The 12812-nt window shown below is 53.5% G+C and carries 17 protein-coding genes and 1 pseudogene; 10 read left to right on the top strand and 8 right to left on the bottom strand.

Translation table 11 applies throughout. The features are described from left to right. Nucleotides 1-82: 82 nt before the first annotated feature. The 6 genes from lptB to JJB97_RS08335 are packed head-to-tail and all read right to left on the bottom strand — an operon-like array spanning nt 83 to nt 4457. Nucleotides 83-808 carry an LPS export ABC transporter ATP-binding protein gene (lptB, locus tag JJB97_RS08360; protein WP_238713573.1) on the bottom strand — a complete coding sequence of 242 codons (726 nt, stop codon included), beginning with the start codon at nt 806-808 and terminating at the stop codon, nt 83-85. 6 nt (nt 809-814) lie between these two features. Beyond that, nucleotides 815-1357 (bottom strand): lipopolysaccharide ABC transporter substrate-binding protein LptA, encoded by a 543-nt coding sequence (gene lptA, locus JJB97_RS08355; protein WP_238713572.1) that lies wholly within the window; start codon nt 1355-1357, stop codon nt 815-817. Beyond that, nucleotides 1338-1901: an LPS export ABC transporter periplasmic protein LptC gene (gene lptC, locus JJB97_RS08350; RefSeq protein WP_238713571.1), complete on the bottom strand. Its 564-nt coding sequence runs from the start codon at nt 1899-1901 to the stop codon at nt 1338-1340. The genes lptA and lptC overlap by 20 nt, the downstream gene beginning before the upstream one ends. Beyond that, nucleotides 1898-2464, bottom strand: a complete 567-nt coding sequence (gene kdsC, locus JJB97_RS08345) for a 3-deoxy-manno-octulosonate-8-phosphatase KdsC (protein ID WP_238713570.1) — start codon at nt 2462-2464, stop codon at nt 1898-1900. The genes lptC and kdsC overlap by 4 nt, the downstream gene beginning before the upstream one ends. An 18-nt stretch (nt 2465-2482) precedes the next feature. Then, nucleotides 2483-3469 carry an arabinose-5-phosphate isomerase KdsD gene (gene kdsD, locus JJB97_RS08340; protein WP_238713569.1) on the bottom strand — a complete coding sequence of 329 codons (987 nt, stop codon included), beginning with the start codon at nt 3467-3469 and terminating at the stop codon, nt 2483-2485. 13 nt (nt 3470-3482) lie between these two features. Beyond that, complete coding sequence (locus JJB97_RS08335; RefSeq protein ID WP_238713568.1) at nt 3483-4457, bottom strand: calcium/sodium antiporter; 975 nt, start codon at nt 4455-4457, stop codon at nt 3483-3485. A 228-nt stretch (nt 4458-4685) separates the two neighbouring features. On the opposite strand from JJB97_RS08335, the gene mlaF reads away from it, so the two are divergent. The 8 genes and pseudogenes from mlaF (at nt 4686) to tnpA (ending at nt 10021) form a co-directional block, all read left to right on the top strand. After that, nucleotides 4686-5498: a phospholipid ABC transporter ATP-binding protein MlaF gene (gene mlaF / locus JJB97_RS08330; protein ID WP_238713567.1), complete on the top strand. Its 813-nt coding sequence runs from the start codon at nt 4686-4688 to the stop codon at nt 5496-5498. 7 nt (nt 5499-5505) lie between these two features. Next, on the top strand, nt 5506-6288 hold the full coding sequence (gene mlaE / locus JJB97_RS08325; RefSeq protein ID WP_238713566.1) for a lipid asymmetry maintenance ABC transporter permease subunit MlaE: 783 nt from the start codon (nt 5506-5508) through the stop codon (nt 6286-6288). 4 nt (nt 6289-6292) lie between these two features. Beyond that, the gene (gene mlaD / locus JJB97_RS08320) at nt 6293-6847 is read left to right on the top strand and encodes an outer membrane lipid asymmetry maintenance protein MlaD (RefSeq protein WP_238713565.1); all 555 of its coding nucleotides are present in this window, start codon (nt 6293-6295) and stop codon (nt 6845-6847) included. Nucleotides 6848-6863: 16 nt separating this feature from the next. Further along, the gene (mlaC, locus tag JJB97_RS08315; RefSeq protein ID WP_238713564.1) at nt 6864-7493 is read left to right on the top strand and encodes a phospholipid-binding protein MlaC; all 630 of its coding nucleotides are present in this window, start codon (nt 6864-6866) and stop codon (nt 7491-7493) included. Beyond that, a complete protein-coding gene (gene mlaB / locus JJB97_RS08310; RefSeq protein ID WP_238713563.1) occupies nt 7493-7792 on the top strand; it encodes a lipid asymmetry maintenance protein MlaB in 300 nt (99 codons plus the stop codon). The genes mlaC and mlaB overlap by 1 nt, the downstream gene beginning before the upstream one ends. A 124-nt stretch (nt 7793-7916) precedes the next feature. After that, nucleotides 7917-8171: a BolA family iron metabolism protein IbaG gene (gene ibaG, locus JJB97_RS08305; RefSeq protein WP_238713562.1), complete on the top strand. Its 255-nt coding sequence runs from the start codon at nt 7917-7919 to the stop codon at nt 8169-8171. A 52-nt stretch (nt 8172-8223) separates the two neighbouring features. Continuing rightward, nucleotides 8224-9483, top strand: coding sequence for a UDP-N-acetylglucosamine 1-carboxyvinyltransferase (gene murA / locus JJB97_RS08300; protein WP_238713561.1), 1260 nt, complete (start codon nt 8224-8226; stop codon nt 9481-9483). A gap of 136 nt (nt 9484-9619) precedes the next feature. Then, nucleotides 9620-10021 (top strand): annotated as a pseudogene (gene tnpA, locus JJB97_RS08295) (IS200/IS605 family transposase). A gap of 425 nt (nt 10022-10446) precedes the next feature. Here tnpA and sfsB read toward each other — a convergent pair. Both sfsB and ispB read right to left on the bottom strand, forming a co-directional pair. Continuing rightward, complete coding sequence (gene sfsB, locus JJB97_RS08290; protein WP_238713560.1) at nt 10447-10713, bottom strand: DNA-binding transcriptional regulator SfsB; 267 nt, start codon at nt 10711-10713, stop codon at nt 10447-10449. A gap of 192 nt (nt 10714-10905) precedes the next feature. Next, entirely contained in the window at nt 10906-11877 is a 972-nt protein-coding gene (gene ispB / locus JJB97_RS08285) for an octaprenyl diphosphate synthase (RefSeq protein ID WP_238713559.1), read from the bottom strand. A 261-nt stretch (nt 11878-12138) separates the two neighbouring features. On the opposite strand from ispB, the gene rplU reads away from it, so the two are divergent. Continuing rightward, nucleotides 12139-12450 (top strand): 50S ribosomal protein L21, encoded by a 312-nt coding sequence (rplU, locus tag JJB97_RS08280; RefSeq protein WP_238713558.1) that lies wholly within the window; start codon nt 12139-12141, stop codon nt 12448-12450. Nucleotides 12451-12465: 15 nt separating this feature from the next. Beyond that, a complete protein-coding gene (rpmA, locus tag JJB97_RS08275) occupies nt 12466-12723 on the top strand; it encodes a 50S ribosomal protein L27 (RefSeq protein WP_017374871.1) in 258 nt (85 codons plus the stop codon). Nucleotides 12724-12812: the final 89 nt, after the last annotated feature.

Raw genomic sequence — 12812 nt, 5'->3', positions numbered from 1 at the left:
AAAAGTTGTGCCAGCCTGACTTATCCCCGCTGAATCGCTGTTCAACAAGGGGCGCTGCCTGGCACAGCGCAAAGCTACCCTATCAAAGTCTGAACTCTTCCCCAAGATATACGCGTTTGACCTGCTCGTCTTCAAGTATCTCTTCCGGTGTGCCGTGGGCGATGAGATGCCCCTGGCTGACGATATAGGCGCGTTCGCAGACTGCGAGAGTTTCACGCACGTTGTGGTCGGTGATTAATACGCCCAGTCCGCTGTCGCGCAGGTGTTCAATAATACGCTTGATATCAATAACGGAGATGGGATCCACGCCCGCAAAGGGTTCATCCAGTAAAATAAATTTAGGGTTTGCGGCCAGCGCACGCGCGATCTCCACGCGGCGGCGTTCACCGCCGGACAGCGATTGCCCCAGACTTTCGCGCAAATGGTCGATATGAAACTCTTCCATAAGTTCTTTGGCACGATCTTCGCGCTGTTCTTCGCTTAAATCTTCACGGATTTGCAATACGGCCATCAGATTGTCGTAAACGCTCAGGCGGCGGAAAATAGAGGCTTCCTGCGGGAGATAGCCGATGCCGCGGCGCGCGCGCGCGTGCAACGGCAGCAGGCTGATATCTTCATCATCAATAATGATGTTGCCTGCGTCACGCGGCACAATGCCGACAACCATGTAAAAAGTTGTTGTTTTGCCTGCGCCGTTAGGGCCAAGCAGGCCGACGATTTCCCCTGACTTAACGGTCAGACTCACGTCTTCAACCACTTTGCGGCCTTTATAGGCTTTGGCGAGATTTTTAGCGATAAGAGTTGCCATACCGGATTACTTCTTCTTCTGACCAGCGTTGTTTTTATTCTGGAGCTGAGAGGGCACCAGTACGGTCGTTACACGCTTGCCTTTTTCGCTAAAGGCCTGCATTTTTTGCTCCTTGACGAGATAGGTTATCCTGTCGCCTTTAATATTGCTGTCAAGCTGTTCAAGCCAGGCGTTACCGGTCAGCACGACGTAATCGTTTTGCAACTCATAGCGCATTTTATCTGCGTGGCCTTTTACCGGCTTGCCGTTATCCTGCATCTGATAGAATGTGGCGGGTTTGCCGTAGCCTTCCACCACTTCTTTGCCCTGCTCGCCGCCCGGGCGGGTGACCACGACCTTATCAGCATTAATCTTTATGCTGCCCTGAGTGACGATAACGTTGCCGGTAAATGTGACGATATTGCCCTGCATATCCAGCGCCTGCTGATCGGATTCGATATGGATTGGTTTATCCGTATCGCCGGTCAGCGCCATAGTTGGGAGTGAAGCCGCCAGAAGCATGCCGGCCATAACAACAGTAAGGCTGTACTTATTTATTTTGAATTTCATAGGAGGTTTTAACCTTTTCAATCAGCTCGGCAGTTTTCTTGCGTAAATTCCCACGCATTTTCAGACCCCTGGAATTAAACGTGGTTCCGTAAAGCGTAACGAGATCGTCAGAGGTAACATCCTGAGTCACAAGGTTTACCTGAGCATTATCGGTAGTGATTTTTCGTAACTGCGAATCGGCCGTTAGTGCGTTAACCTCGACGTTGCCATACAAATAAAGCATACGATCTTCAGTCAGTTTTGCGCGATCGGCGCGCACCGACCAGGTTTCGATTTTGTTCGTATCGTAGACAGTCATCACCGGGCGGGTAAACCACGATATGGCCGTATCGGAATAGTGCTCTATGTGATCGGCAATCAGGCGATAGTTCAGCGCGCCCGCAGGGCTATATACCACAGTGGTTGAGCCTTCGCTTTTATAAGTGGGATCGCTGGCGTTCCGGGCTACCGGCGCGTCGGCGTCACGGTTGGCAAGATTCACGCCGATAAGGATAAGCGCAATCAGCGCCAGTACGATGACAGTCCAGCGTTTTAACTTACTCATAGTGATTGCCCTTTGGCCTCATCAAGCTTGCCCTGCGCCAGTAGCAGCAGATCGCAGACTTCGCGCACGGCGCCGCGGCCGCCGCCGATACGGGTAACGTAGTCAACGCGGGGCAGCAGCAGCGGGTGGGCGTCAGCGACCGCTATGCTAAGGCCGATTTGTTCCATAACCGGCCAGTCAATCAGATCGTCGCCAATATACGCCACGTTATGCGGCGCCAGCGCCAGCGTATCCAGCAATGCCCGATAGGCGATAAGCTTATCGGACTGGCCCTGATAAAGGTGTTTAATTTTGAGCGTCGCGCAGCGATCTTCAAGCAGCTTTGCTTTGCGTCCGGTGATTATCGCCACCTCAATATTGGACGTTAACGCACAGCGGATGCCGTAGCCATCGCGCACGTTAAACGCTTTTAGCTCTTCACCGCTATTGCCCATATAAATCAGACCGTCGGACATGACGCCGTCTACATCAAGTATCAGCAGGCGAATATCCTGCGCTTTTGCTATAACGCGCGCGCTTACCGGGCCATAACAGGTCGGCAGCATCGCTTCCGGGTTGCTCATTTACCGAGAATCCTTAATTCAGACTACGCCAGCGCGCAGCAGGTCATGCATATGTATCACACCGAGAAGCTGCTCGCCATCGGCGACGAGAACGGCGGTAATGTGGCGCGACTGCATAAGATTGAGCGCATCCACGGCCAGCGTGCCGGGACGAACGCGAATACCGCCTGCCGTCATTACGTCGGTAATACGCAGGTGATTGAGATCCACGCCCATATCAAATACGCGGCGCAGGTCGCCGTCGGTAAAAATACCGGCAATTTTCATGTCATCGCCGCAGATGACCGTCATGCCAAGATTTTTACGGGTGATTTCCAGCAACGCGTCGCGTAGCGTGGCGCTTTTGTCTACGCGCGGAATCTCATTGCCCGTATGCATAATATCGTTTACCCGCAGCAGCAGCTTTCTGCCCAGCGCGCCGCCTGGGTGCGATAACGCGAAATCTTCGGCGGTAAAGCCCCGCGCCTTAAGCAAAGCCACGGCCAGCGCATCGCCCATGACCAGCGTTGCCGTGGTGCTGGACGTAGGGGCCAGCCCCAGCGGGCAGGCTTCCTGAGGCACTTTCACGCACAGGTGTATATCCGCCGCGCGGCCCATTGTGCTTTCCGGGCGGCTGGTTAACCCAATTAACGGCACCTGAAGGCGTTTTAATACCGGGATCAGCGCCAGGATTTCGTTAGATTCGCCGGAATTAGAGATGGCAATGACGATATCTTTCCCGGTCACCATACCGAGATCGCCGTGGCTGGCTTCACCGGGATGGACAAAAAAAGCCGGGGTGCCGGTACTGGCGAACGTAGCGGCCATTTTGCGCCCAATGTGCCCGGATTTCCCCATACCCATGACCACGACTTTGCCCTGGCAGCGAAACATCATCTCGCAGGCGCGCGCGAAATCCTCGTTAATATACCGATCGAGCTGGGCCAGCCCTTCGCGTTCAATATCTAACACTTCTTTACCCGCCAGTTGGAAGTCAAAACCCGACGGTATTTCAATGTGCGACATAATCTTTCCCAGTTTACCCCAGGGGGCGAGTGGCGGTAACAAATACCACGATAGTCCAGGCGACAAACCCGCAGATTAATAGCGCCCCGGCGTAGCGGCTTATGCCGCGAGGGCGCCGCCAGCAAAGCAGGGCGAGAATCACGCTAGCCGCCAGCATCACCCCGTAGTCTCTGACCACGGCTTGCGGATCGAAAGCGCCGGGAGAGAGCAACGCTGGAAGGCCCAGCACAATCGCGATATTAAAAATATTGGAGCCGATAATATTGCCAATGGCGATATCGTCTTCACCTTTACGCATGCCGGCAAAGGCCGTCGCCAGTTCCGGCAGGCTGGTGCCGATGGCGACAATCGTCAGGCCCGGGATCAGCTCGCTTACTGAAAATGCAGTCGCCAGTACGGTAGCGTTGTCGATAATCATTTTTGTGGCGACCGGCATAATTACCAGCGCCACCGCCAGCCAAAGAAAGGCGACCGGCTGGCTGGCTTGCGGTAGCTCGGCAAGCTGCTCGCGGGTGAGCGAATCGCTGCCCTGGCGCTCCGCCAGCCGTGCGATTTTAACGGTTATAAGTAAATAAATCACGGCGGTAAGCAGCAGCAATACGCCTTCCATACGCTCCAGTCCGCCATCCCATAGCATTATGCCGCACAACAGGCTCATTATTAACATCAAAGGCAATTCGCGGCGCAGGACGTTTGAGTGGATGACGAAAGGGTGGAGCAGCGCGGCAAGCCCGAGGATCAGCAAGAGGTTAGCGATATTAGAGCCAATAGCCGTACCGACCGCCAAATCCAGTTGGCCATTCAGTCCGGCGGCCGTAGCTACGATAATTTCCGGTAACGAGGCGCCGATGCTAACAATAGTCATGCCGATAATCAGCGGCGCGATACCCAGCCCGCGGCACAAAATAGACGCGGCGAATACCAGTCGGTCGGCGCCGTAAGTCACCATAACTAAGCCAATAATTAACAGCACCGTTGCTAAAAGCACGCAGGCTCCTTTCGTCAGGTATAATCGCCGCTCCGCTGGCCTGAAAGCACCGGACACGCCTACAGTTTACATCATTACGAACAAGTCTTAATTCTGACTTTATGCGGGACAAAAGTAAAACAAATGCCAGGTTTTGCTAACGGGTGCGTGGGTTATTCTGTAAAAATGGCGTGTGATGGTCAGACTGGCAGTCTGCCGCGTATCCTTATTGAATGGAAAACAAAATTAATGCGCCAGACGCAAAACAATCTGGTCGAAGTACGGGGAGTGACCTTCTCCAGGGGAGAGCGGCGAATTTTTGATGATATCTCGCTCTCGGTGCCGCGCGGCAGGATTACCGCAATTATGGGGCCGTCCGGCATTGGTAAAACTACGCTGCTGCGCCTGATCGGCGGGCAGATACAGCCGGAACGCGGGCAAATTCTTTTTGACGGCGAAAACGTGCCGGCAATGTCGCGCTCGCGCCTCTTTGAGGTGCGCAAACGCATGAGCATGCTGTTTCAGTCTGGCGCGCTGTTTACCGATTTGACCGTGTTTGAGAATGTTGCCTGGCCGCTGCGTGAACATACACGATTGCCGGAACCGCTGCTGCGCAGCACCGTCATGATGAAGCTTGAAGCCGTGGGGTTGCGGGGGGCGGCGCAGCTTATGCCTTCTGAGCTTTCCGGCGGCATGGCGCGCCGCGCCGCGCTGGCGCGCGCGATTGCGCTGGAGCCGGATCTCATCATGTTCGATGAACCTTTTGTCGGACAGGATCCGATTACTATGGGCGTATTGGTTAAGCTGATTTCTGAGCTGAACAGTTCGCTTGGCGTTACCTGCATTGTCGTTTCGCACGATGTGCCGGAGGTAATGAGTATCGCTGATTATGCTTACATTGTGGCCGACCAGCGCATTGTGGCGCAGGGCAGTCCCCGACAGTTGGAAAACAACGCTGATTCACGGGTGCGCCAGTTTCTGGACGGCATGGCGGATGGCCCTGTGCCGTTTCGCTATCCTGCCGGCGATTACCAACGAGATCTTACTGGATCAGGGAGTTAAGTTACTCATGTTTTTAAATGCACTGGCGTCACTGGGCCATCGTGGGTTGCAAATCTGCGCGTCCTTTGGCCGCGCCGGTTTTATGCTGCTTAATGCCCTGACCGGGCGGCCGGCGTTTCGCAAGCACGCGCCGCTGTTGATTAAACAGCTCTATAACGTTGGCGTGCTGTCATTGCTTATTATCATCGTTTCCGGCCTGTTTATCGGCATGGTGCTGGGGTTACAGGGATATTTAATACTCACCACTTACAGCGCGGAAACCAGCCTTGGCATGCTGGTGGCGCTATCGCTGCTGCGCGAGCTTGGGCCTGTCGTCTCTGCTTTGCTGTTTGCCGGGCGCGCCGGTTCCGCGCTTACCGCAGAGATTGGCCTGATGAAGGCCACAGAACAGCTTTCCAGTATGGAGATGATGGCGGTCGATCCCTTGCGCCGCGTGATTTCGCCGCGCTTCTGGGCAGGGGTAATTTCGCTACCGCTGTTATCGCTGATTTTTGTCGCTGTGGGAATCTGGGGCGGGGCATTGGTTGGGGTGAGCTGGAAAGGGATCGATAGCGGCTTTTTCTGGTCTGCGATGCAGAACGCCGTTGACTGGAAAATGGATTTGGTGAATTGCGTTATCAAAAGCGTAGTTTTTGCCATTACGGTCACCTGGATTGCGTTGTTTAATGGCTATGACGCGGTGCCGACCTCCGAGGGAATCAGCCGGGCCACCACGCGTACCGTTGTACACGCTTCGCTGGCGGTACTGGGGCTGGATTTTGTACTGACTGCACTGATGTTCGGGAATTGAATTCATGCATACGAAAAAAAATGAGATTTGGGTCGGTGCGTTTATGCTGGCCGCGCTGCTGGCGATAATTTTCCTTTGTCTGAAAGTGGCGAATGTTAGCGCTATTAGCAGCGAACCGACGTATCGTTTATACGCTACATTTGACAACATCGGCGGTCTGAAGGCGCGTTCGCCGGTTCGCGTCGGCGGGGTCACCGTTGGCCGCGTCAGCGACATTACGCTTGATGCTAAAACGTATCTGCCGCGCGTTACGATGGAGATTGAGCGCCAGTATGATCGCATTCCGGACACCAGTTCGCTGGCGATCCGCACGTCTGGCCTGCTGGGCGAGCAGTATCTGGCGATAAATATTGGTTTTGAAGATCCTGAGCTGGGAACCGCTATTCTTAAGGATGGCGATACGATTCAGGATACGAAATCGGCAATGGTGCTGGAGGATTTGATAGGCCAGTTCCTCTATAAGAGTAACGCTGATGACAACGCTAAGAGCGCTGGCAGGAGCGGTGAACAATCGGCTGAAGATAACGGGGCGCATACGCAGCCCAGTGCGACGAATTGATTGAAGGAGAATATCCATGTTTAAACGTCTGTTAATGGTCGCCATGCTGGCGATTGCTCCGCTGGCAATGGCGGCCGATCAGTCCAATCCCTATAAGCTGATGAATGAGGCCGCGCAAAAAACCTTCGATAGACTAAAGAACGAACAGCCGCAGATTCGGCAAAATCCGAATTACCTGCGCAATGTGGTGGAACAGGAACTGTTACCGTATGTGCAGGTGAAATATGCCGGCGCGTTGGTGCTGGGTCGTTATTATAAAGGCGCTACGCCCGCGCAGCGCGATGCCTATTTCGCTGCATTTCGCGAGTATCTGAAGCAGGCCTATGGCCAGGCGCTGGCAATGTACCACGGACAAACTTATCAGATCGCACCCGAACAACCGCTGGGTGATAAAAACATTGTAGCGATACGCGTGACGATTAACGATCCCAATGGCCGCCCGCCGGTGCGCCTGGACTTTCAGTGGCGTAAAAATTCCCAGACCGGTAACTGGCAGGCGTTTGATATGATTGCAGAAGGCGTCAGTATGATCACGACCAAACAAAATGAGTGGAGCGACCTGCTGCGTACTAAAGGGGTGGGCGGCCTGACCGAACAGCTCAGGGCTATCTCCCGCCAACCAATTACGCTGGATCAGAAAAAATAATGGCGGATCAACTGCGCTGGCAGCGTGAAGGCGATACGCTGCGCCTGTTTGATATTCTTGAATATGAAACGCTTGAGCCGCTGTGGCAGCAGCGCGTTAGCGCAACGAAAGGGGTTGCGTTAATCGATTTAAGCGCCGTTACGCGCGTGGATACTGCCGGGCTGGCGCTGCTTGTGCATCTGGTTGCAGAGATTAGGGCGCGCAATGGCCAGGCGCGAATAACCGGCATCAGTCCCAGCCTGCGCACGCTGGCAAACCTTTATAATCTTCCGGAAACGGCGTTTCCTCTGGCATCCTGAATTTTCAGCAGGTTATCCGTACGGCCCCGATTGAATTACGTTCAGGGCCGTTTTGTTTGTTTAAGCGCGCGTGACTTTCCTCTAAGATGTGTGGCTGTTTCCACAATTCTGACGAAATGCTTCCATGGAAAATCATGAAATCCAGGCCGTGCTGATGAAGGCGCTGCCCCTTGAAGAAGTCCACGTTTCTGGCGATGGCAGCCATTTTCAGGTTATCGCGGTAGGCGAAATGTTTGCTGAAATGAGTCGCGTAAAAAAACAGCAGGCGGTTTACGCGCCCTTGATGGAGCTCATCGCTGATAACCGCATTCATGCCGTTTCCATTAAAACCTACACTGCGCAGGAATGGGAACGCGATCGGAAACTGAACGGCTTTTAAGCGGTGGGCGTGCCGTCGATAGCGATTTTGACATTATCTGGAGAGCGGTTTTATGGATAAATTTTGTGTGCAGGGTCCGACCCGGCTGAGTGGCGAAGTGACGATCTCCGGGGCGAAAAATGCCGCCCTTCCGATCCTGTTTGCGGCCCTGCTGGCGGAAGAGCCTGTAGAAATTCAAAACGTACCCAAACTGAAAGACATTGACACCACCATGAAGTTGCTCAGCCGGTTGGGTACGAAAGTGGAGCGTAACGGGTCGGTGCATATCGACGCCAGTCAGGTGAATGTGTTTTGCGCGCCTTACGACCTGGTAAAAACGATGCGTGCTTCCATCTGGGCGCTCGGGCCGCTGGTCGCGCGTTTTGGCGAAGGCCAGGTCTCTTTGCCGGGCGGCTGCGCTATTGGCGCGAGGCCGGTTGATCTGCACATCAGCGGTCTGGAGCAACTGGGCGCGGATATCAGGCTTGAAGAAGGGTACGTTAAAGCCTCTGTAAAAGGGCGTCTGAAAGGGGCGCATATCGTAATGGATAAAGTCAGCGTGGGCGCCACGGTGACCATTATGAGCGCGGCAACGCTTGCGCAGGGAACCACAATTATCGAGAACGCCGCGCGCGAACCGGAAATTGTCGATACCGCCTGCTTTCTGAATACGCTGGGCGCGAAGATTTCCGGTATGGGAACCGATCGTATTACCATTGAGGGCGTTGCACGCCTGGGCGGCGGTACCTGGCGGGTTATCCCGGATCGTATTGAAACGGGTACGTTCCTTGTGGCGGCCGCGGTTTCTCGCGGCAAGGTCATTTGCCGTAACGCCCGCCCGGACACGCTTGACGCCGTGCTTGCTAAACTGCGTGAGGCAGGGGCGGATATTGAGATTGGGGAAGACTGGATAAGCCTTGATATGCATGGCCAGCGTCCGAAAGCGGTGAATATCCGTACGGCGCCGCATCCGGCATTCCCAACCGACATGCAGGCGCAGTTGTCGCTGCTCAACCTGGTTGCGCAGGGCACAGGGGTGATTACAGAAACCATTTTCGAAAACCGCTTCATGCATGTACCTGAGTTGATTCGCATGGGCGCTCACGCTGAGATTGAAAGCAATACGCTGATTTGTCACGGCGTAGAAGAGCTGTCGGGCGCGCAGGTGATGGCGACCGACCTGCGGGCTTCTGCAAGCCTGGTGCTGGCAGGTTGTATTGCCCAGGGAACGACGATTATCGATCGCATCTATCATATCGATCGCGGCTACGAGCGCATTGAAGATAAACTTCAGGCGCTGGGCGCGAAGATTGAACGCATCGCGGGCGAATAAAGCGCAAATCGACACAGCGGCAAATAACCGGGGCATGCCCCGGTTTTTTTATTCATAGCTAAAAACCGCGTCCTGTGGAGGTGGTTATCGGCCTGGTTTTGGCTCTGCCTGTAAAGACCTACCCATACCAAAATCCCTGACCGTTAACCCCACAACTCACGTGCTGTGGCATTGTCAATATCATCTCGTCTGGACGCCAAAAGGCCGTTGTCGAATACTGAAAGGTAACGTAGGGAAGGAAGTCTATCGTCAAATCTGGATTCTTAGAAAAAAATTTAAAATACAGTAAGTTGAGTTAAATGTTCAAATTGACCATGTTCAGCTTCTGGTAAGAATACCGCCGAAACTGTCGGTGTCAGAAGTGATGGGACATCTGAAAGGCAAAACGGCGATAAGGTTGCTCAGTAAGTTACCCTGGCTGCGTAAGCATAAGTTGTAGGGAAACTACTTCTGGGCCAGAGGTTACTGCGTGGATACCGTAGGTGTGAATGCGGAAATGATCCGCAAGCACGTAAAACATCAGGAAAAGCAAGAATAGGATGAAAAGCAATTATCGCTGCATGATGTGTGAAGCGAGGGCTCTTCGAGTTCGAGCTTAGTACGCCCCTGTGGGGCGCAATCAAAGCCGCCTTCTGTGAAGGCGCAGATTGTTGACAAGGAAGGAAAAAACGGGGTTTTTCCTTCCTTGTGGTAAGCAGGAGAAACTCAATGCATTGATTTTCCTTGTTTTTTATTGAATTTCATCCATCCTGTCTGCGACAGGATAGGGTTTGTCAGCAGTCTCCCGCCTTCTGTGAAGGCGGATTTTTATTTGTAGAGAACTGCGCCCGGTTGAGGGAGGCCGTATGCTTTAGCAGTCCGCGCGGTTTTTGTACCCCGTTGGTTGCGTTAGCGTCAGGTTTTTGCATTTTTCTCTACGGGGTGAAGAAAAATGCCGCCTCATTCTCATTCCGGGATGCATGTTTACGAGCGCTTGCGAATAAACTGCCGGCGATCGATGAACTCATGCGTGACTGGATCGTGATAGCGGGACGGCCAGATAACCCAGGGCTCCGTGCCGATTGCTTCGGCAATAAGCTGTTCTCCCCTTGGCCACGGGCGCGTTAGCGCGTTAGCCAGCGTGGATGAACTAAGGCCAGCCTGCCGTGATACCGCAGCCAGCGATGTTCCACGTTTACGCAGTGCAGCGATGATATCGGCATGATGCCAGTCGATGAATTGACGTTCCATTTTCTCTCCCCGTCTTTAGATGGCAGGTTTGTTTTTCTGGAACTTTATAGCATAAGTTCAATTTATTGATTCTTGTTGTTTCTCAAAAAGGGCAGGTTTGTGTGCTGCCACACAAAGGTGGTGAAAGACGATGTAATTACAGGGCAGGCCGCACGCCTGCGGGCGCGCGGCTGGGGAAAAGCTTAACGGAAATTAATGGCTGCGCTGGACGGCGATATGCGCAAGGCCGATAAGCGCTTTTTTATACAGAGAATCCGGCAGAGGCGCCAGCGCCGCAATCGCTTTATCCGCCTCATCTTCCGCGCGACGGCGGGTCCATTCCAGCGAACCGCAGGCGGCCATTGTTTCCAGAACCGGCTCCAGTAAATGGCGGCCGTTACCCTGTTCGATAGCGTGTCGAATCATTTCTTTTTGCTTCGGCGTACCGTGATGCATGGCGTGCAGCAGCGGGAGGGTGGGTTTACCTTCGTTAAGATCATCGCCCACGTTCTTACCCAGCGTTTCGCCATCGGCGCTGTAATCGAGCAGATCGTCGATTAGCTGAAAAGCGGTGCCCAAATAGCGCCCGTAATCCTGGAGCGCTCGCTCCTGTTCTGGCGTCGCGCCGGCGAGAATGCCTGAACACTGGGAGGCGGCTTCAAACAGGCGTGCGGTTTTACTGTAAATTACGCGCATGTAGTTCTCTTCGGTAATGTCCGGGTCGTTCACGTTCATTAACTGCAGGACTTCACCTTCAGCAATGACGTTGACGGCTTCTGACATAACCTCAAGCACTTTTAGCGATCCCAGGCGAGTCATCATCTGAAAAGCGCGGGTGTAGATAAAATCGCCGACCAGCACGCTGGCGGCGTTGCCAAAGGCGGCATTCGCCGTCGCTTTTCCCCGACGCATGTCGGATTCGTCAACCACATCGTCGTGCAGCAGCGTCGCCGTATGAATAAATTCAATAAGCGCTGCGACAGCAATGTGCGCCGAACCTTCATAGCCGAGCGCACGCGCTGACAGGACCGCGATCATAGGGCGAATACGCTTTCCGCCGCCGCTGATGATGTAGTATCCCAACTGATTGATGAGCTGAACGCTGGAATTAAGCTGTTCAAGAATCGCCGCATTGACACCCGCCATATCTTGCGCGGTTAACTGATTAATATTCTCTAAATTCATCGCAAAATTCTGGCTATCATGCTGTTGACCATAAGTCCGTATGTGGTGATAAAAGGGTTACGGATGGTAAATGTAGCTCAGATTGTACCGAAAAAACGCCTCAGATAAATGTTGCTCTCACAGTTGCGCTTTTTTTCTGCATGGGCTCACGATCGGGCTTGTCAAAGCTTCGCGATTTGCGTAATATTCGCGCCCTATTGTGAATATTTATAGCGCTGCCTGCATCACATAAAAGGGCATGTGCGAAATGCGGAGTTTTATATGTACGCGGTTTTCCAAAGTGGTGGTAAACAACACCGAGTAAGCGAAGGTCAGACCGTTCGCCTGGAAAAGCTGGACATCGCAACTGGTGAATCCGTTGAGTTCAACCAGGTTCTGATGATTGCTAATGGTGAAGAAGTCAAAATCGGCGTTCCTTTCGTTGATGGCGGCGTAATCAAAGCTGAAATCGTTGCTCACGGTCGTGGCGAGAAAGTTAAAATCGTTAAGTTCCGTCGCCGTAAACACTATCGTAAGCAGCAGGGCCATCGTCAGTGGTTTACTGATGTAAAAATCACTGGCATCAGCGCGTAAGGGGAGCAGAAACTAATGGCACACAAAAAGGCTGGCGGCTCAACCCGTAATGGTCGCGATTCAGAAGCAAAACGCCTGGGCGTAAAACGTTTTGGCGGCGAAGCCGTTCTGGCAGGCAGCATCATCGTTCGCCAGCGTGGCACCAAATTTCATGCTGGCAGCAATGTAGGCCTCGGCAGAGATCATACTCTGTTCGCGCTGGCTGACGGCAAAGTTAAGTTTGAAGTGAAAGGCCCGAAAAACCGTAAATTCGTCAGCATCGTTGCTGAGTAAGTTTTTCGCGTCCCGGTAACGGACAAGAAGCCCCGCAACGCGTTGCGGGGCTTTTTATACCCATCTGAACACCACCTCCTGTGGAGGTG

The sequence above is a fragment of the Tenebrionibacter intestinalis genome, from assembly GCF_016632365.1.
Lineage (GTDB): Bacteria > Pseudomonadota > Gammaproteobacteria > Enterobacterales > Enterobacteriaceae > Tenebrionibacter > Tenebrionibacter intestinalis.
The sequence above is the reverse complement of the archived record's forward strand: the minus strand, read 5'-3'. Positions and strand labels throughout refer to the sequence as shown.